The 19,688-nt window shown below is 41.5% G+C and carries 13 protein-coding genes, 2 tRNA genes and 3 rRNA genes; 1 reads left to right on the top strand and 17 read right to left on the bottom strand.

Features of this window, described 5'->3' with window-relative positions; translation table 11 throughout:
* The first annotated feature begins 5 nt into the window (after positions 1 to 5).
* Positions 6 to 635: a class I SAM-dependent methyltransferase gene (locus BT_RS09395; protein ID WP_008767703.1), complete on the top strand. Its 630-nt coding sequence runs from the start codon at positions 6 to 8 to the stop codon at positions 633 to 635.
* Between the two features lie 5 nt (positions 636 to 640).
* Here the strand turns inward: BT_RS09395 and BT_RS09400 are convergent, their stop codons facing one another.
* The 17 genes from BT_RS09400 to BT_RS09480 all read right to left on the bottom strand — a co-directional run bounded on the left by BT_RS09400 (position 641) and on the right by BT_RS09480 (position 19,453).
* The gene (locus tag BT_RS09400) at positions 641 to 1,960 is read right to left on the bottom strand and encodes a DUF4784 domain-containing protein (protein WP_011108023.1); all 1,320 of its coding nucleotides are present in this window, start codon (positions 1,958 to 1,960) and stop codon (positions 641 to 643) included.
* Between the two features lie 202 nt (positions 1,961 to 2,162).
* Entirely contained in the window at positions 2,163 to 3,224 is a 1,062-nt protein-coding gene (gene leuB, locus BT_RS09405; protein WP_008767701.1) for a 3-isopropylmalate dehydrogenase, read from the bottom strand.
* Between the two features lie 90 nt (positions 3,225 to 3,314).
* Complete coding sequence (locus tag BT_RS09410; protein ID WP_008763199.1) at positions 3,315 to 4,844, bottom strand: alpha-isopropylmalate synthase regulatory domain-containing protein; 1,530 nt, start codon at positions 4,842 to 4,844, stop codon at positions 3,315 to 3,317.
* Positions 4,820 to 5,422: a 3-isopropylmalate dehydratase small subunit gene (gene leuD / locus BT_RS09415; RefSeq protein WP_008763198.1), complete on the bottom strand. Its 603-nt coding sequence runs from the start codon at positions 5,420 to 5,422 to the stop codon at positions 4,820 to 4,822. Before leuD ends, BT_RS09410 begins: the two co-directional genes overlap by 25 nt.
* 42 nt (positions 5,423 to 5,464) lie before the next feature.
* Positions 5,465 to 6,859, bottom strand: a complete 1,395-nt coding sequence (leuC, locus tag BT_RS09420; protein WP_008763197.1) for a 3-isopropylmalate dehydratase large subunit — start codon at positions 6,857 to 6,859, stop codon at positions 5,465 to 5,467.
* Between the two features lie 77 nt (positions 6,860 to 6,936).
* Positions 6,937 to 8,433 carry a 2-isopropylmalate synthase gene (locus BT_RS09425; RefSeq protein ID WP_008763196.1) on the bottom strand — a complete coding sequence of 499 codons (1,497 nt, stop codon included), beginning with the start codon at positions 8,431 to 8,433 and terminating at the stop codon, positions 6,937 to 6,939.
* Positions 8,434 to 8,830: 397 nt separating this feature from the next.
* Positions 8,831 to 9,073, bottom strand: a complete 243-nt coding sequence (locus BT_RS09430) for a hypothetical protein (RefSeq protein ID WP_008763195.1) — start codon at positions 9,071 to 9,073, stop codon at positions 8,831 to 8,833.
* Positions 9,074 to 9,196: 123 nt separating this feature from the next.
* Positions 9,197 to 9,307: ribosomal RNA gene (rrf, locus tag BT_RS09435) — 5S ribosomal RNA — on the bottom strand.
* A 179-nt stretch (positions 9,308 to 9,486) separates the two neighbouring features.
* Positions 9,487 to 12,365 (bottom strand): 23S ribosomal RNA (locus BT_RS09440).
* A 162-nt stretch (positions 12,366 to 12,527) separates the two neighbouring features.
* Positions 12,528 to 12,601, bottom strand: a tRNA-Ala gene (locus BT_RS09445).
* Between the two features lie 54 nt (positions 12,602 to 12,655).
* Positions 12,656 to 12,729, bottom strand: a tRNA-Ile gene (locus BT_RS09450).
* A gap of 161 nt (positions 12,730 to 12,890) precedes the next feature.
* A 16S ribosomal RNA gene (locus BT_RS09455) occupies positions 12,891 to 14,420 on the bottom strand.
* Together the 16S, 23S and 5S rRNA genes with 2 tRNA genes alongside form the textbook arrangement of a ribosomal RNA operon.
* Positions 14,421 to 15,292: 872 nt before the next feature.
* Entirely contained in the window at positions 15,293 to 16,078 is a 786-nt protein-coding gene (locus tag BT_RS09460; protein WP_008764105.1) for a class I SAM-dependent methyltransferase, read from the bottom strand.
* Between the two features lie 7 nt (positions 16,079 to 16,085).
* Positions 16,086 to 16,697, bottom strand: a complete 612-nt coding sequence (locus BT_RS09465) for a tail fiber domain-containing protein (protein ID WP_008762762.1) — start codon at positions 16,695 to 16,697, stop codon at positions 16,086 to 16,088.
* 61 nt (positions 16,698 to 16,758) lie between these two features.
* Positions 16,759 to 16,971, bottom strand: a complete 213-nt coding sequence (locus BT_RS09470) for a hypothetical protein (protein ID WP_008762761.1) — start codon at positions 16,969 to 16,971, stop codon at positions 16,759 to 16,761.
* A gap of 175 nt (positions 16,972 to 17,146) precedes the next feature.
* On the bottom strand, positions 17,147 to 17,512 hold the full coding sequence (locus BT_RS09475) for a DUF3244 domain-containing protein (protein WP_008764104.1): 366 nt from the start codon (positions 17,510 to 17,512) through the stop codon (positions 17,147 to 17,149).
* Positions 17,513 to 17,800: 288 nt separating this feature from the next.
* Positions 17,801 to 19,453, bottom strand: a complete 1,653-nt coding sequence (locus BT_RS09480; RefSeq protein WP_011108027.1) for a tetratricopeptide repeat protein — start codon at positions 19,451 to 19,453, stop codon at positions 17,801 to 17,803.
* Positions 19,454 to 19,688: the final 235 nt, after the last annotated feature.

Below are 19,688 nucleotides of genomic sequence, written 5' to 3' on the forward strand. Positions count from 1 at the left end.
ATAACATGGGCAAAAGAAATATCATCCATAAGTTATTCCACAATCTCAAAAAGCCTGAAGGCTTTTGGGGAAGAGTCATTCTCCGGGAAATGAACAAACGACACACTTTGCTTTCCGAATGGGGAATGTCACATATAGTATGGAATAAGGAATGGAATGTGCTCGACATTGGTTGCGGTGGCGGAGCCAATCTTACACAGCTGATGCATCGCTGTCCGCAAGGAAAAGCATACGGCATTGACATTTCTCCGGAAAGTGTCCTTTTCGCACAGAAGAAAAACAAGAAATATCTTTCCACCCGCTGTTTTATAGAACAAGGCACGGTAGACACACTGCCTTATACCGATGAAATGTTCGACGTGGTCACTGCCTTCGAGACGGTTTACTTTTGGAACGATCTTCCGAAAGCATTCACCGAAGTAACACGGGTATTAAAGCGAAACGGACATTTCCTGATTTGCTGCGAACTGAATAACCTGTCAGTCAAAACTTGGACAAATCTGATTGACGGGATGATTATTCGTTCTTGTGATGAATTGAAATCCATACTCTTGCAGTCCGGCTTTGTCTCCATTGCTTCATATAAGCATGAAAAAGGGCCTTTGTGCATAGTAGCCCGGAGAAGAGCTGAGTAATAACCTTATCGGGCTAATACGATTTCTGAATAAGGAAATCCGCCCCCTGGATATAATGACTCCCAGCTACCTTTTAGTAAATCATATACATAAATCAGCCTTCCATTCCGACTACCATCAAACAATACATAAAGCTCCTGTTTCTTAAAATCATCCGAAACAAGTGTGGCTACTAAACACGCAGCATTAGGGAATGTGGTGAAAGGTTCATCCAGCATCTTTGTAGTCGGGTTCCATAGCCTAAATTCTGTTCCATCTCCCTCTGTTATTGTAGCACCATTTCTCTTCGATACGATATATCCGCCAACACGTGTATATTTAGCCGTTCCCATACCTTCTACAGGCTTAACTATCCAAAAAGGGATCAATGCCACAGCCTCTATCGGTTCGCCAACATATATACTTTTCTCTTCTATATTTTGCCCGTTCAAGACTACTGGTGAAAAAGTTCCATCGCCGTTATCAGCCGAACAGAGTATATTTCCATCACTCATTTGTATACAGGGATAACGTGACAATGCTTCAGCCTTCATCCCTTCGGGCAGCAGAAAACCATAATCAGGTTTCTCCGGCACATACATTCTGGTATAGGGCATCACATTAACTGTTTTAACAAATAAACGGTCTCCGCCTTGATATACCCCAAATACAGAGTTAGCGGTCGCTATCCCCATTGTTACAAGCTGATCAGCTCCCGGCTTTTCCCAATAGTTCATAGAAAGATCATAAAGTCCGGTCGTACGGCGATCATCCTTCGTCCATACTCCACTAAGGCTCCAGCTTCCGGGAAGGTTGACTACACAAGAGAAGTCTTGATTGTCTGCAAGTCGTACTATCTCTGCCGTCTGAGGCTTTTCAAGATTGATGTATTCGATAGCATGAGGACGGTGGGTATTGGAACGGGAATTAATGATACCATAAAGCTGAAAATCTTTGGGTGCCTGTCCATCCGCCACCGAAATCTTTCCTAAAGACATCATTTGACCGGAGCGGCGTAACAAGATTTCCGTTGTAGAAGCAGGCCAGTGTCCGGGAGCCAGAAAAGTAATGCTCGTAGCCGTCTTTTCCGTTATAACACCCCGTCCTCCTTTAGCATATCCTTCATGCAGCACTTCGTCTTGAAGCGGCCAGCGAATATCGAACATGATTTCATCATTGTCTTGAAATCCTTTCGCCATTATCGTTACCTTCTCACCGGGCTTGAATACTGTTCCCGAAGCAGGCATTACAACATTGGTTACTAAAATCGGTTGTTCGTCCTTGTCATCAGAACTACACGCTGCAAGCAGCAAACCCAACAGTAAGAATAGATAATTTTTTGTCATAGCACTTGTGTATTAATCTGTGCAAATGTACTGTTTTTCATTAGCAAATATCTTACTCTTTTACTTTTTAACAGTCCGACTAGTTTTTTCTCCCAACGGACTCATTTTCTTCAGTAAAAAAACAAAGAAACGGAATGAACAAAAAGAGGCTGAACTCCATTTAAAGAATCCAGCCTCCATATATCTTATTCAGAATATCTGTTTAAGCCTTCTTGATATAGTCAACAATCCACTGTCCTACTTCCTTTGTACCGTATTTGGCACCATCGGCCACTTGAATTTCAGGTGTACGTACGTTTTCATCCAGTGATGCATCAACCGCCTTACGAATCAGCGCACCTTCTTCCTTGCAGTCGAAGTATTCAAATAACATAGCTACAGACAGAATCTGTGCCAACGGGTTCGCAATATTCAAGCCCTTCGCCTGTGGCCATGAACCATGAATCGGTTCGAATACTGGAGTACTTTCACCGGTAGAAGCTGAAGGAAGCAATCCCATAGAGCCGCTGATAACAGAACCTTCGTCAGTCAGAATATCCCCGAATGTATTTTCAGTCACCATCACGTCAAAGAAAGCTGGTTCTTGGATCATCTTCATGGCAGCATTATCCACAAACATATAGTCAGTTGTCACCTCCGGATAATTGGGAGCCATTTCCTGTGCAATCTGACGCCACAGACGGGAAGAAGCCAGAACATTTGCCTTGTCTACCACAGTCAGGTGCTTTCTGCGTTTCATTGCATATTCAAAAGCAACTTTCAGGATACGTTCAATTTCCGGACGAGTGTAGTAGTTTGTATCGTATGCTTTATCATTATCCTGATATTTCTCACCGAAGTACATACCGCCGGTCAGCTCACGGATGCAGATGAAATCCGCATTCTCAACCAGTTCCGCACGCAACGGAGATTTATGGATCAGGCATTTGAATGTCTGTACCGGACGAATATTAGCAAACAATCCCAATTTCTTACGCATTGCCAGCAATCCCTGCTCCGGACGAACTTTCGCAGTAGGGTCATTATCAAACTTCGGATCACCTACGGCCGAAAACAAAACAGCATCTGCATTCTTGCAAACCTCATATGTTTCTTCCGGGAACGGATCACCTACTTTATCAATCGCATCTGCACCGCAGATTGCATATTCGTAACTTACTTTGTGGCCAAACTTCTCGCAAACGGCACTCATTACATCTACACCTTGTACCGAAATCTCCGGTCCGATACCGTCGCCTGCTAATACAGCAATTTTAAAATCCATGTTACTTTTCTTTTTATCTTTTATACTACTCAAAGTTAATTAATCTCTGTCATATCGGAAGCATCAAATGCATGTTAATATAAAATCAACTTATTCTTCAAGTAGATTCAACATCTTCATTGTTGCTTTGATGGCAGCCTCCGTCTGGTCGGCATCAAGTCCACGGGTACGGAACACCTGTTCGTCATAGTTCCAGGTAATTACTGTCTGCACAAATGCATCCGTACGCCCACCCGGTGGGATAGATACCGCATAATTCGTCAACATGGGGAATTTACGTCCTAACGTCACTTTATAAATTTTGCGCAACGCACGTACGAAAGCATCATACTGACCATCGCCACTTGAACTTTCTTCGTATTCCTTTCCGTTTATTTCGATCTTTAAAGTCGCCATCGGTTTCAGACCGTGAGCCAGATTTACAAAATAACTCTTCAGCTTGACCTTCTCGCCTATCGCCCCGTGTTTCAATACATCCGATACAATATACGGCAAATCCTCCTGAGTCACCAATTCTTTCTTGTCCCCCAGTTCAATGATTCGCTCCGTTACCTTGCGCATGGCATCTTCATCGAGTTCCAGTCCCAGATCTTCGAGATTCTTACGGATATTTGCCTTTCCACTTGTTTTTCCTAAAGCATACTCACGCTTACGTCCGAAACGTTCGGGAAGTAAATCATTACAATACAAATTATTCTTATTATCGCCGTCGGCGTGAACGCCTGCAACTTGTGTAAAGACATTCTCTCCCACAATCGGTTTATTGGCAGGAATCACAATACCGGAATAGGACTCTACCACCCGACTGACATCATTCAGGCGGCTTTCGTCAATATTGGTCATTGCATTGAAATGATCTTTCAGAATAGCCTGCACACTGGAAAGGGGTGCATTACCGGCCCGTTCGCCAAGTCCGTTAATCGTAGTATGCAGTCCTCTGACACCGCTCAACACGGCAGCCAGCACATTACTTACCGCCAGATCATAATCATTATGCGCGTGAAAATCAAAATGGGTATTCGGATAACGCTTCTTCATCTTCCGCATATATTCTATCACCTGCAGCGGGTTCAGGATTCCCAATGTATCGGGCAACATATAACGTCTGATGCTTGTCTGCTTCAAGCCATCCATCAACTGAAACACATATTCGGGAGAATCTTTCATTCCGTTACTCCAGTCTTCCAGATATACATTCACTCCGATATCCTGTTCATCTGCGTAATGTACTACGTTGATAATATCTGCGATATGTTCTTCGGGAGTCTTTTTCAATTGTTGGGTGCAATGTTTCAATGACCCCTTACAAAGAAGATTGATGACACGGCACCCGGTACGTTGTATCCAGTCCACCGAAGTATGACCGTCCACAAATCCCAACACTTCCACTTTCTGAAGCAGATTGCGGCGGGCTGCCCAATCACAAATCATCTTCACGGCTTCAAACTCACCTTCCGATACACGTGCTGAAGCAACCTCTACCCGGTCTACCTTCAAATCCTCCAATAGTAAACGGGCAATCATTAGTTTCTCATGGGGCACAAAAGATACTCCGCTGGTTTGTTCACCGTCACGGAGCGTTGTGTCCATGATCTCTATTTTGACGCCTTGTTTTCCCATTCTTCTATTTTATTTTTATTGCTTAGCAAGAAGTCTATGTCATCCAGTCCGTTCATCAGACAAAGTTTCTTATAAGCGTTGATTTCAAAATGTTCACTCTTACCCGTTGCTTTATTAGTGATGGTCTGTTCGGGAAGGTTCACTTCCACTTCCATCTTCGGATCAGCAAAGATCGAGTCGAAGAGTTCCTGCAAAAATCCTTCAGTAACAACTACCGGAAGTACGAAGTTGTTCAACTCATTATTTTTGTGAATATCGGCAAAGAAGCTCGATACTACCACACGGAAACCATATCCGGCAATCGCCCAGGCTGCGTGTTCGCGGCTGGAACCCGAACCAAAGTTCTTTCCTGCCACCAATATCTGTCCGCTATACGTAGGATCGTTCAGCACGAAATCCTTATTCAGCGAACCGTCGGCATTATAACGCCAGTCACGAAACAGGTTATCACCGAAAAACTTCTCTTCACGAGTCGTTGCTTTCAGAAAACGTGCCGGAATAATCTGGTCAGTATCTACATTCTCTAAAGGAAGGGGTACACAAGTACTTGTTATTATATTAAATTTTGTCTTAGCCATCTTTCTGTTTACAATTTAAATATTTACAAATTACGATTGAAATTACATCAGCTCACGCGGGTCGGTAATCACTCCTGTCACCGCAGCGGCAGCAGCAACCAACGGGCTGGCCAGTAAAGTACGGGCTCCCGGTCCCTGACGACCTTCAAAGTTACGGTTACTGGTTGATACTGAATATTTTCCTGCAGGAATCTTGTCATCATTCATCGCAAGGCATGCTGAACATCCCGGCTGACGGATTGCAAATCCCGCTTCAGTCAATATCTTGTCAATTCCTTCCTTACGAATCTGTGCATCAACCATCCATGATCCCGGAACCAGCCATGCGATTACATTATCCGCTTTCCTGCGTCCCTTCACTAGAGAAGCGAATGCGCGGAAGTCCTCAATACGGCCATTAGTACAAGCACCCAGAAATACGTAATCAATCTTTTTACCCAGTAACGATTCACCCGGCTGGAATCCCATATATTCCATCGATTTTTTGAAAGAAACCTGTGCAGCCTCTCCCATTCCTTCCGTAGTAGGAATGTTTTGCGTAATTCCCATTCCCATGCCCGGATTGGTTCCGTACGTAATCATCGGCTCGATATCCGCTGCATCAAAACGGACCTCCTGATCGAATACGGCGTCATCATCGCTCTTCAGCGTTTTCCAGTATTCCATAGCCTGATCCCATGCTTCCCCCTGCGGAGCATTCTCACGTCCTTTGATATATTCGAAAGTCACTTCATCCGGAGCAACCATACCACCACGTGCTCCCATTTCAATGGACAGATTACAAAGAGTAAGACGTCCTTCCATAGTCAGATTGCGGATGGCCGAACCTGCATATTCCACGAAGTAACCGGTAGCTCCGCTGGTAGTCATCTTAGACATCATGTACAGAGCGACATCTTTCGCAGTCACTCCTTTACCCAGTTCGCCATCTACGGTAATTCGCATTGTTTTCGGTCTTGACTGAAGGATACATTGTGAAGCCAGTACCATTTCCACTTCACTGGTACCGATGCCGAAAGCGATAGCTCCCATTGCACCGTGAGTAGAAGTATGCGAGTCACCGCAAACAATCGTCATGCCCGGCAGTGTCAGTGCACGTTCCGGACCTACCACATGGATAATTCCGTTTTTAGGATGCATCATACCGAAATGTGTCAGACCGAAATCTTTCGCATTTTTCGTCAGTGTATCCACCTGAGTCTTGGAGATCGGGTCTTCAATCGGTTTATCCTGATCATGTGTCGGAGTATTGTGATCGGGCATACAGAATACCTTTTCCGGACGCAATACCTTGATGCCACGCTCGCGCAATCCGGCAAAAGCCTGCGGACTGGTCACTTCATGACAATATAAACGATCAATATAAAGTTGTGTCGGCCCATCTTCCACCGTAGTCACCACGTGGGCATCCCATATTTTATCAAATAATGTATTCATCTGTTATATCTATTTTTACTATGTATGATTTATAATTAATGCAGGGTACGTATTTCAATACCACTTTCGCTGTTCCTTTATGCCTTGAATTTATTAATACAGTCAATATAAGCTTCTACCGATGCGGCTATAATATCCGTATTTGCTCCGAAGCCATAATAAATCTGATTATCATATTCCACCTGCATATGAACCTTACCTACATCATCACTTCCCTTGCTAATAGCCTGAATAGTGAATTCTTTCAATGTCATGTGACGATCTACGATCTTTTTCAGAGCCTTGATGGCAGCATCCACCGGACCATTACCACTCGCACAAGCTTCAAACTTCTCACCGGAAATATTCAGTCCCAGACTAGCAACCGAACGTACACCGACACCACTTGTCACTTGCAAATACTCCAACTTAATACGATGATTCTGGCTGCGGTCTGCTCCTGCCAATACCAATACATCATCATCATTGATATCTTTTTTCTTATCGGCCAGTTTCAGAAACTCCTCATATACCTTATCCAGTTTTTCCTGATCCAGGTTAACTCCCAACAACGACAGGCGATTCTTCAATGCCGCACGTCCGCTACGGGCAGTCAGTACGATAGAGTTATCATCGATGCCTACATCATGCGGATCGATAATCTCGTAAGTTTCTACATTCTTCAACACACCATCCTGATGGATACCCGATGAATGGGCAAAAGCATTGCGACCTACGATTGCTTTATTCGGCTGGACAGGCATATTCATCAAACTGGATACCATACGGCTGGTCGGATAAATCTTCTGTGTATTGATATTGGTCTGAATATCGATCTCATGATGACTCTTGATAATCATTGCGATTTCTTCGAGAGCGGTATTTCCAGCACGTTCGCCGATACCGTTAATGGTCACCTCTACCTGACGGGCTCCATTCAGAACACCAGCAATCGTATTTGCTGTTGCCATTCCCAAATCGTTATGACAGTGAGTAGAAAGAATCGCGTTATCAATGCCGTCTACATGATCAATCAAATATTTAATCTTTGCACCATATTCGGAAGGCAGACAGTAACCCGTTGTATCCGGTATATTCACCACTGTGGCTCCCGCTTTGATAACCGCTTCTACCACACGTGCCAGATATTCATTGTCGGTACGTCCTGCATCCTCTGCATAAAATTCCACATCATCCACAAAACGACGTGCATACTTCACTGCTGCTACCGCGCGTTCGATAATCTCTTCCCGATTGGAGTTGAATTTATATTTAATATGAGAATCAGAAGTACCGATACCTGTATGGATACGTTTATGCTTGGCGAATTTCAAAGCGTCTACCGCTACATCAATATCCTTCTGAACAGCACGGGTCAAAGCACAAATAGTGGGCCAAGTCACCGCTTTAGAAATTTCAATCACAGAATTAAAATCTCCCGGGCTGGAGATGGGGAAGCCGGCTTCAATTACATCGACCCCCAAAGCTTCGAGTGCCTTCGCTACCTGAATCTTCTCCACTGTGTTCAACTGGCATCCCGGAACCTGTTCACCATCCCGAAGGGTGGTATCAAAAATAAATAACCTATTGTCCATCTTCTATCATTTTATGTTATTATTGGCTCAAAAAAAAACCTTTCACACTTGGAAGTGAGAAAGGCTTTCGTATATTTTCAGTATACACATTTACGCGCAGCACTCACTTCCACTAACCTTTGATAGTAGAATAATAATACCGCATAGTAGAATATGTATAAACATCTGATTCATTTTTTGTCTCTTTTATAGTTTGACGGTGCAAAGGTATGGATTATTTCTGTACTACCAAATAATACGTTACTTTTTTATCGAAAATAATTTCATTTCATAAGTTAAAGTCGGTTATTAGCAGAAAAGTATTACTAATAAAGCTCCGTATTTCATCAAACAGAAAAAGGGGGCATAGTGCGGACACACTATACCCCCTTTTAATTTATCGTTCTAAATCAATAGATTACTTTTTATCACAGCATTCCTTCTTTTCTGTGCAATCAGCTTTCTTATCGCAAGCAGTAGCACAAGAGTCTTTCGCCTGGCAGCAAGAGTCAGTTGCTTCAACAGCAACAGCTTCTACAGTTTCAACTGTTGCTTCTTCACCTTCAGAAGCGGCAGCGTTATTAGCTTTGTTACCAGAACAAGAGATCACAGCGAAAGAAAATGTTACTGCTACAGCAGCCAAAAAAAGTTTTGTTTTCATACCTTTTAATTTGCTTTAAACGTTTAATAAAATAATTGTCGTCGGCAAATATAGCTATTTTTTCCTAAACTGCCAAAACAAGAAATCCCCGCCAGTCAATAAAGACTGGCGGGGCTTCTCTAAAAATGGCGGCTACCTACTCTCCCACTGTTACGCAGTACCATCGGCGTGACGAGGCTTAACTTCTCTGTTCGGAATGGGAAGAGGTGGAACCCTCGTGCTATAACCACCTGAATTTCTTCAATTGACAATGGACAATTGACAAATGACAATTATCGCAGCTGTCATGATAAGTTATGACATGATAAAAAGTAAAATTCAAGTATCTGTTAATCTAATTGTCAATTGTCAATTGTCATTTGTCAATTGTCAATTAAAAAAGCTAAACGTATATATCGCGATCCGCACCGTCCGAAAGAAAGTGAACGGGCAATTAGTAATGCTCGGCTTTGATGTTACCACCTTTACACCTGCATCCTATCAACGTCATCGTCTTTAACGACCCTAAGAAATCTAATCTTGTGGCTGGCTTCGTACTTAGATGCTTTCAGCACTTATCCAATCCCGACTTAGATACCCAGCAATGCACCTGGCGGCACAACTGGTAAACCAGCGGTCAGTCCAACACGGTCCTCTCGTACTAGTGTCAGAGCCACGCAAATTTCATACGCCCACGATAGATAGAGACCGAACTGTCTCACGACGTTCTGAACCCAGCTCGCGTGCCACTTTAATGGGCGAACAGCCCAACCCTTGGGACCTTCTCCAGCCCCAGGATGTGACGAGCCGACATCGAGGTGCCAAACCCCTCCGTCGATATGAGCTCTTGGGAGGGATCAGCCTGTTATCCCCGGAGTACCTTTTATCCTTTGAGCGATGTCCCTTCCATACGGAAACACCGGATCACTATGCTCTAGTTTCCTACCTGATCGACTTGTAAGTCTCCCAGTCAAGCGCCCTTATGCCATTACACTCTGCGGACGGTTACCAATCGTCCTGAGGGCACCTTTAGAAGCCTCCGTTACTATTTTGGAGGCGACCACCCCAGTCAAACTACCCACCAAACAGTGTCCTCGTACCACGAGTTAGAACTCAAATAATCAAAGGGCCGTATTTCAACAGCGACTCCACAAATACTGGCGTACCTGCTTCGAAGTCTCCGGCCTATCCTACACATCAATTACCCAAATTCAATGTTAAGCTATAGTAAAGGTTCACGGGGTCTTTTCGTCCCATCGCGGGTAATCGGCATCTTCACCGATACTACAATTTCACTGAGCTCACGGTTGAGACAGTGTCCAGATCATTACACCATTCGTGCAGGTCGGAACTTACCCGACAAGGAATTTCGCTACCTTAGGACCGTTATAGTTACGGCCGCCGTTTACTGGGGCTTCAATTCAATGCTTCTCTTGCGATGACATCTCCTCTTAACCTTCCAGCACCGGGCAGGTGTCAGGCTGTATACGTAATCTTTCAATTTGGCACAGCCCTGTGTTTTTGTTAAACAGTTGCCTGGACCTATTCTCTGCGCCCAACTCTCGTTGGGACCCTTTATCCCGAAGTTACAGGGTCAATTTGCCTAGTTCCTTAACCGTGAATCACTCAAGCGCCTTAGTATATTCAACCCGACTACGTGTGTCCGTTTGCGGTACGGGTACCTTAAGGATTAAGTTTAGCGGATTTTCTTGGGAGTATGCTTACACGCACTATTGGATTGTTCCGAAGAACGCTCCATACTATCAGGTTCGACTCTCATCCCGGATTTGCCTGGGATGATCAACATCTACACCCTTCAACGGACTATTCCGTCAGTCCGCGGCGCTGTCACTGCTCCGTCTCCACGTCACTCCTTAAGGTAGTACAGGAATATTAACCTGTTCTGCCATCGGCCTCACCGTTCGGCTGAGCCTTAGGACCCGACTAACCCTGATCCGATTAGCGTTGATCAGGAAACCTTAGTCTTTCGGCGAGGGGGTTTCTCACCCCCTTTATCGTTACTTATACCTACATTTGCTTTTCCACACGCTCCAGCAAAGCTCACGCTTCACCTTCGACGCAGAGTGGAATGCTCCCCTACCGATCATTACTGATCCCATAGCTTCGGTAAAACACTTAATGCCCGATTATTATCCACGCCAAACTCCTCGACTAGTGAGCTGTTACGCACTCTTTAAATGAATGGCTGCTTCCAAGCCAACATCCTAGCTGTCTTAGCAATCTGACTTCGTTAGTTCAACTTAGTGTTTATTTGGGGACCTTAGCTGATGGTCTGGATTCTTCTCCTTTAGGACATGGACCTTAGCACCCATGCCCTCACTCCTGTGATAGAACTAATGCGCATTCGGAGTTTATCAAGACTTGATAGGCGGTGAAGCCCTCGCATCTTATCAGTCGCTCTACCTCACATTAGTAACTCACAAGGCTGCACCTAAATGCATTTCGGGGAGTACGAGCTATCTCCAAGTTTGATTAGCCTTTCACCCCCACCCTCAGTTCATCCGGAAGCTTTTCAACGCTTATCGGTTCGGTCCTCCAGTTAGTGTTACCTAACCTTCAACCTGACCAAGGGTAGATCACTTGGTTTCGCGTCTACTCCTTCCGACTCGACGCCCTGTTCAGACTCGCTTTCGCTTCGGCTGCACATCTCAAGATGCTTAACCTTGCCGGAAAAAGTAACTCGTAGGTTCATTATGCAAAAGGCACGCCGTCACTGCTTAAGCAGCTCCGACCGCTTGTAGGCGCACGGTTTCAGGGACTATTTCACTCTTCTATTCGAAGTGCTTTTCACCTTTCCTTCACAGTACTGGTTCGCTATCGGTCTCTCGGGAGTATTTAGCCTTACCGGATGGTCCCGGCAGATTCACGCAAGATTTCTCGTGTCCCGCGCTACTCAGGATACCACTACGCTTAATTTGACTTCGTATACCGGACTATCACCGTCTATGGTTCAACTTTCCAGAGGATTCTACTCATCAAATGTCTTGCGACATCGTGGTCCTACAACCCCACACATGCCGTAACATGGGTGGTTTGGGCTATTCCCCGTTCGCTCGCCACTACTAGGGGAATCATTATTATTTTCTTTTCCTACAGGTACTAAGATGTTTCAGTTCCCTGCGTTAGCTTCCATCAAAGATGGATGACATTCCTTCAGAATGCCGGGTTGTCCCATTCGGAAATCTCTGGATCAAAGGTTATTTGCACCTACCCAGAGCTTATCGCAGCTTATCACGTCCTTCATCGCCTCCGAGAGCCAAGGCATCCGCCATGCGCCCTTGCTTACTTTCTTTCAAACTTACTTTTAAGTATCAGGTATTAAGTATCAGGTATTAACCCAAAGTACTTAATAGTGTTGTACTTAAAACGTACGGTTCGATATATACTTTTAGCTCTTTACTAAATTTTACTTTTTGTACATCATGTCAAAGATCGTTTCTCTTTTCAGAGACTGTGGAGAATAACGGATTCGAACCGTTGACCCTCTGCGTGCAAGGCAGATGCTCTAGCCAGCTGAGCTAATCCCCCAAGAGTAATTGAACATTGCAATAATGAATTGACAACGACAATTTTTGTTCGGAGTAGTCCCAGGCAGAGTTGAACTGCCGACCTCTACATTATCAGTGTAGCGCTCTAACCAACTGAGCTATAGGACTAGTTCAACCTTGTCTACCTGATGTTAGACTCGGCTTCTTTCTTTTCTCTTGTTTATCTCTATCTATACTTCTATAGATGGTTGATCTATATGTTATAAATAAACAAGTACCAGTAGTACAATAATAGAACCTATGAAATCGTTGTTACGACATCGCTCCAGAAAGGAGGTGTTCCAGCCGCACCTTCCGGTACGGCTACCTTGTTACGACTTAGCCCCAATTACCAGTTTTACCCTAGGACGCTCCTTGCGGTTACGTACTTCAGGTACCCCCGGCTTTCATGGCTTGACGGGCGGTGTGTACAAGGCCCGGGAACGTATTCACCGCGCCATGGCTGATGCGCGATTACTAGCGAATCCAGCTTGACGAAGTCGGGTTGCAGACTTCGATCCGAACTGAGAGAGGCTTTTGGGATTAGCATCCTGTCACCAGGTAGCTGCCTTCTGTACCCCCCATTGTAACACGTGTGTAGCCCCGGACGTAAGGGCCGTGCTGATTTGACGTCATCCCCACCTTCCTCACATCTTACGACGGCAGTCTCTCTAGAGTCCTCAGCATGACCTGTTAGTAACTAAAGATAAGGGTTGCGCTCGTTATGGCACTTAAGCCGACACCTCACGGCACGAGCTGACGACAACCATGCAGCACCTTCACATTTGCCTTACGGCTATACTGTTTCCAATATATTCAAATGCAATTTAAGCCCGGGTAAGGTTCCTCGCGTATCATCGAATTAAACCACATGTTCCTCCGCTTGTACGGGCCCCCGTCAATTCCTTTGAGTTTCACCCGTTGCCGGCGTACTCCCCAGGTGGAATACTTAATGCTTTCGCTTGGCCGCTTACTGTATATCGCAAACAGCGAGTATTCATCGTTTACTGTGTGGACTACCAGGGTATCTAATCCTGTTTGATACCCACACTTTCGAGCATCAGTGTCAGTTGCAGTCCAGTGAGCTGCCTTCGCAATCGGAGTTCTTCGTGATATCTAAGCATTTCACCGCTACACCACGAATTCCGCCCACCTCTACTGTACTCAAGACAGCCAGTATCAACTGCAATTTTACGGTTGAGCCGCAAACTTTCACAACTGACTTAACTGTCCACCTACGCTCCCTTTAAACCCAATAAATCCGGATAACGCTCGGATCCTCCGTATTACCGCGGCTGCTGGCACGGAGTTAGCCGATCCTTATTCATATGGTACATACAAAATTCCACACGTGGAAAACTTTATTCCCATATAAAAGAAGTTTACAACCCATAGGGCAGTCATCCTTCACGCTACTTGGCTGGTTCAGGCCTGCGCCCATTGACCAATATTCCTCACTGCTGCCTCCCGTAGGAGTTTGGACCGTGTCTCAGTTCCAATGTGGGGGACCTTCCTCTCAGAACCCCTATCCATCGAAGGTTTGGTGAGCCGTTACCTCACCAACTGCCTAATGGAACGCATCCCCATCGATAACCGAAATTCTTTAATAACAAGACCATGCGGTCTGATTATACCATCGGGTATTAATCTTTCTTTCGAAAGGCTATCCCCGAGTTATCGGCAGGTTGGATACGTGTTACTCACCCGTGCGCCGGTCGCCATCTCCAGTTTGCAAGCAAACTGAAATGCTGCCCCTCGACTTGCATGTGTTAAGCCTGTAGCTAGCGTTCATCCTGAGCCAGGATCAAACTCTTCATTGTAAAAGTATTGTTAGTCAGCATAAAGCTGATTTTTGCTCTGTTCAGGATGCCGTACAATTTATTGACTTCATTAATACCTTATGACTCATACATATTACTACATATAAGACAAGTATTGACGGTTCTATTTTTTTCTTGTACTACTTGTATTGTTTATCAATATTTCAAAGAACATCTTGCTTTCGTTTTAAAAGCGGGTGCAAAGGTAAGAGGTTTTATTTTAACTACCAAATATTTTCGGAAGTTTTTTTTTCGTTTTTCTTTTTCTATCGTTTTTCAGGCTCTCTTAGCGAAAGGGAAAGAAGGTAAAGAAGAAAAGCGTAACACCTTTTCTTTGCGAATCGGACTGCAAAGATAAGAACTTTTAGCTTTATCTTCCAAACTTTATCGGAAGTTTTTTTGTTCTTATGGTTAAGCAGACACTTGCTTTTACACTAAGTCAATTTATCAAGGCTTTCTTCTCTTGGAAAGCGGGTGCAAAAGTAGCCCCTTTTCAAATATACTCCAAACTTAAATCACTCTTTTTTTGAATTATTTTTGAAAAGACTCGCTAAAGTGTTGAATCATAAGGATGTTATAGAACATATTTTTCTCGGATACAGGAGGAATAGAGGAAAGGCATGCACATTATTATATTCACACGCGCGTTAGGTGAGTGAGCGCGGGCGTATACATCAGGGAAATGAAGAGGAAATATCAGATTCATGAAATAGTCTGTTATATAAAACACAGGATAGATACAGTAGAGGGGAGCTCTGGAAGTTGAAAGTAGCTGTCATGAGTAGTCACACAGCTTGTTGCATGTCTTAAAACAAAATAGGGCTTCGTTCGCCCTCTGGACATATGAAACCCCAATTCTTTATAAGATACAATCATTTAGTTATGTAGAAACAGGAAGTAGAAAAATAATTTCGAATATATCGAATAGAACTAAGTATTGGCATAAGTTTGCGCGGTTTTAATTTAAACTTTTGCTTATAATGGGGATTAATAAACCACAAAATTCGGTCTACAATTCTGCCATTACTTTCTTTTATTATGCTTTCAAAATGCTCTATAGACAGCCCCGCAGCTTTTATATTCAACAATTCTTTAATACATGAATCATTTTCACCAAAAATAAATAGAATTTTATTGTACACAGATAAAGGTAAAAGATGAATAAATGGCATTTTAGAACAAAATCCATTACGGCATATTTGTTGATGTCCACCAAACGGCATTTGCCAAGCAGGAAATCCCCAAAAGATTATACCTGTTTCAGACAGAAACTCTTTAGCATGAAGTATAAATTCAACTTTCCGACATTTATCTATATGTTCTATAACGTCATGTATCAAAATTATATCATATTTATTCATATCCTCTTCAGAACTAAAATCAAAAAAATCAGAATAAATAAACCGCCCATTAAAACCTAAAAGTTTAAAATAACTAATTGCCTGAGAGATTCGTTCTTCGGAACGATCTATTCCTGTTACATTGCATTCTTTTTCGGCAAATGGTAACAAATTTCCTCCTTCCCCACACCCTATCTCCAATATATTCATACCTCTTTTTATAGCAACAAACTTCTCGAGATAATCAATATAAAAGTCTCGAGAAGTTATTGCAAGTTCATTAAAATAGGAATATCTATCTATATGTCTTTGCTGCATAGTCGATCTATTTATTTGCTTTCAAAGCCTCAACTTCTGCTTTTAATTCCTTGATTGATTGAATCATTATAGGAATAATTGCTGTATAATTAATTAGTTTATTCCCATCCGGGTCAGTCAATACTATATTCGGAAGAACTTTCTCAACTTCCTGAGCCAACAACCCAATTTCTTTACCATCTCCACCTACTCGAAAAGCAGCAGCTGCCGGTTCATTCTTATCTTTGAAATCATAACTTACAGCATTCAGTTTAGACAGAACATTTAAACCATAACCTAATGGATTAATATTAATTTTTGCTCTAGCATCAGAATAGTTATATACATTTTTCACCTGAATACTATTATATACTCCGGATGCTGTATTATAGAAAACAACTTGATCATAATGACTAGCCAATCGAGTTGCAGCCGGGCTACAATCAATTTGAAAGAAGTTACTAGCATTACATTTCATATATATTCCGTTTCCACTAAACGTCGTATGATAAAATGAATAAGGTTCGGTATTGCCAATAGTTAATTTACCATTCGAATAATACTTAATTTGTGCATTTGCAAGAACTGCAACAGCCAAGAATACCACTAAGAGTATACTTTTAAAAAATAATGATTTCATAATATTACAAGTTTTAATTAATAACCTTTCGATATAAATAAAGGCACATATCCCTTAGACATCATTTTGTTACTGAGCCATCCAATCCTATGGTTACAGCTTGTCCAAAAGGAATATCTACAGTGCCAGGTTGAGCTTCCCATACAACCACACCAACCGCCCTAGTAGTTATACCAGTAGTAGTTTCATTGTTCGTATTTACTTCCTCCGATTCGTCCGTACATCCACAGAGAATCATCATAGAAAAAGAAAATAACATAAATAACTTTCTCATGACTATTCAAATTAAACATTAAGTGTCAAAAAATTACTTGATAAAGATTAGTATCTCACCTAAATGTAGGTAGTCTTATCCTTAAATTAGACATTGTGTTTGCTCTCATAACTTTAGATTTAAATAATTATTGCATTGATAATACTATTCTTCTGAAATATCTATATATCAATCCTTAAAGAGTAAAGTTTCCTACAACCTTAACACTCGCATTGTACATATACAACTCATATTGACCTAATGATAGATCACCTAAATAAAGAGTATACTCTCCTGCCGCAACAGGGAATATTATAGATTGAAATACGATTTGTTTTTCGATATCTTTTACTTCAACAGTTATAGGAGCAAAACTGTCTTTAAAATTAAGACAAAGTCTTTTGCTTTCATCATCCACATACACTTTAAGCCATTCGGGGTCAACAGGAGTTCTTTGTATAACCCAATCACTTTTAGTTTTAACATGCTGTTTAGCTTCAATCATAACTGAAAAACTATGTATTAATAACATCACTAATAATACAAGCTCAAACTTTTTCATATTTATTAATTTTGTTTTTTGCAAATATAGGGGATAGATGATTCGTTTGTTATATTCAAAACAATATCAAAATAGACAGGCAGAACTTGATTATCAACAACTTATAAAAACAACATAGACATATAGTATACATTCACTATTTCAAGGGGACTTTCAGAGCATTAAAATAAAAAAAGTGCATGCCACTATCAATATAGCAGCATGCATTGCCTTATTCAGAAAAGAACTACTTAAATAGGATTATTTTAAAAGCTCGTTAATCAGGTACTCACACAAGTTAGCTTCTTCCTATAAAGCAGAGATTCCCAATTTTTGTCTGAATCTTAATCGCTTTGTAGAAACTGAACTAGGATTAATACCAAGCAATCTAGCTTCGGTTTTCGAATCAAAATTAAACATGCATAAACAACAATATTCCCATTCCTGACTTGATAAATTTGGGTATCGTTCTAATAAATACATTTTTAAATTCGGATAAGTTTCTGTTATTTCAGAAACAATAGAGAACCATAATTGCTCCGTTAGTAATGGTTCATTGCAATTCGTACTACGTTCAGCGATATTCACTAATTTTCTAAAAATTATTGACGTAACAATTCTTCTTCGCTGCAATTTCTTATAATTAGAGGTTAAGTTTTTAATTTCATTTTCTAATCGACTTTGACTACTTTCATTCTCTTTTTGCGAAACCACTAATTGATTTTTCTTTTTATCCAACTCTATAAAGGCATTAGCCAACTCTAGTTTTATATTATTCAACTCAAGGGCTTGCTTATTCATTTCATTTTTGGTTTTTTGCCTGTACAGCAAATAGAGTAATGTGATAGCTATACCAAAAATCAAACATATACAAATTATAATCATATACTTTTGCTGAGTGAGTTCCAATTGATGATTCTTTTCTTTAAGCCTCAAATTATTAAATTTCTTTTCTACTTCCAGTATTTTTGTATTATTCTGTAGTATAGTAATAGAGTCACTAATGGATTCACATGTTTCTAAATGTTTAAGTGCTTCTTTATAGCTACCTTCCGCTTTAGTTACCCGATAAAAAGCCCGCTCTATACCATATTCATATTCAGAGCTATCTAAAGGTAGTGTATACAAAAGCTCACGAGCTTTTAAAATATCACCTACTTGCAGATATAGCTTGATCAGACAGTTTGTATTATACAATTCATTTTCTTTATCCAAAGATGTTGATTTAAGGAAATGATATTCTGCTTTAGAGTATTGGTTCATTGCCAAATAAATGTTACCAAAAGCATTATCTAGAGAAGAGCTAACCTCATTATCATTCAACTGCTGGGCAATAGAATCCGCTATTCCCATATATTTTAAAGCACATTCCAGAGAATCGAAAAAGGCCCATTCACGAGCTATATTTTGTAAAGCAAATACATGACTTTTGATATTTCCCGCTTTCTTAAACAGTCCTTGAGCTTCTTCATATTGATGTCTGGCCTCCTTTTGCATATCCCTAAAATCATATAGATCAGCTATATACGTACATATATAGCCTGCTTCATTATATAGTTCTTTCTCTTTTGCGATTGCCAATACTTCTGCATAAATGCTCATTGCCTTATCATATTCCCCATCAGCCACTAGAGAGCGCCCCCAAAACAACCCTATATCTACTTGATCTTTAGTTATTCCATATTTAATCAGCCAAGAATATGCATGATCGAAATAGTAAGAAGGAGGAAGAGACGTATTCAATTTGTCAGCAGCTTTACCAGCTATCAAGCACCAACGCACTAAATCTTCCTTATCCAGTTTATCAGGATAAGGAATACTTTGTATAATACGAAAAGCACTATCCGGATTGTCTTTGAGTATTCGCTCTGCAGCATTTAACGGAGTAGACACTGATTGTTGCCGTCTACAAGCTACAAAAAATATTAGCACTAGTGTTAACACATATGATAAATGTTTCATTATTATAGTTTTGCTTATATGAATAAAAAACAAACAAGTAAGTTAAACGAGGGGATAAAAAATTCTTTTCCCATTTTTCCGTTGAACCCTTGAAAACACAGATAGTATCAATATGTGCAATAATTATTTTTTCAGTTTCAAAAGTATTATGCTGTCTTGTAAAGATATGAATTATTTCTTAAACTACAAATAACCCTGTTGCATATTTTAAAATTAAAAATGTGAATCAGTAGTT

It is taken from the genome of Bacteroides thetaiotaomicron VPI-5482 (assembly GCF_000011065.1).
Lineage (GTDB): Bacteria > Bacteroidota > Bacteroidia > Bacteroidales > Bacteroidaceae > Bacteroides > Bacteroides thetaiotaomicron.

Bases quoted from the DNA above. Each gene is read 5' to 3' on its own strand.
- BT_RS09395 (WP_008767703.1), top strand. From the start codon at position 6: ATGGGCAAAAGAAATATCATCCATAAGTTATTCCACAATCTCAAAAAG.
- BT_RS09400 (WP_011108023.1), bottom strand. From the start codon at position 1,960: ATGACAAAAAATTATCTATTCTTACTGTTGGGTTTGCTGCTTGCAGCG.
- leuB (WP_008767701.1), bottom strand. From the start codon at position 3,224: ATGGATTTTAAAATTGCTGTATTAGCAGGCGACGGTATCGGACCGGAG.
- BT_RS09410 (WP_008763199.1), bottom strand. From the start codon at position 4,844: ATGGGAAAACAAGGCGTCAAAATAGAGATCATGGACACAACGCTCCGT.
- leuD (WP_008763198.1), bottom strand. From the start codon at position 5,422: ATGGCTAAGACAAAATTTAATATAATAACAAGTACTTGTGTACCCCTT.
- leuC (WP_008763197.1), bottom strand. From the start codon at position 6,859: ATGAATACATTATTTGATAAAATATGGGATGCCCACGTGGTGACTACG.
- BT_RS09425 (WP_008763196.1), bottom strand. From the start codon at position 8,433: ATGGACAATAGGTTATTTATTTTTGATACCACCCTTCGGGATGGTGAA.
- BT_RS09430 (WP_008763195.1), bottom strand. From the start codon at position 9,073: ATGAAAACAAAACTTTTTTTGGCTGCTGTAGCAGTAACATTTTCTTTC.
- BT_RS09460 (WP_008764105.1), bottom strand. From the start codon at position 16,078: ATGCAGCAAAGACATATAGATAGATATTCCTATTTTAATGAACTTGCA.
- BT_RS09465 (WP_008762762.1), bottom strand. From the start codon at position 16,697: ATGAAATCATTATTTTTTAAAAGTATACTCTTAGTGGTATTCTTGGCT.
- BT_RS09470 (WP_008762761.1), bottom strand. From the start codon at position 16,971: ATGAGAAAGTTATTTATGTTATTTTCTTTTTCTATGATGATTCTCTGT.
- BT_RS09475 (WP_008764104.1), bottom strand. From the start codon at position 17,512: ATGAAAAAGTTTGAGCTTGTATTATTAGTGATGTTATTAATACATAGT.
- BT_RS09480 (WP_011108027.1), bottom strand. From the start codon at position 19,453: ATGAAACATTTATCATATGTGTTAACACTAGTGCTAATATTTTTTGTA.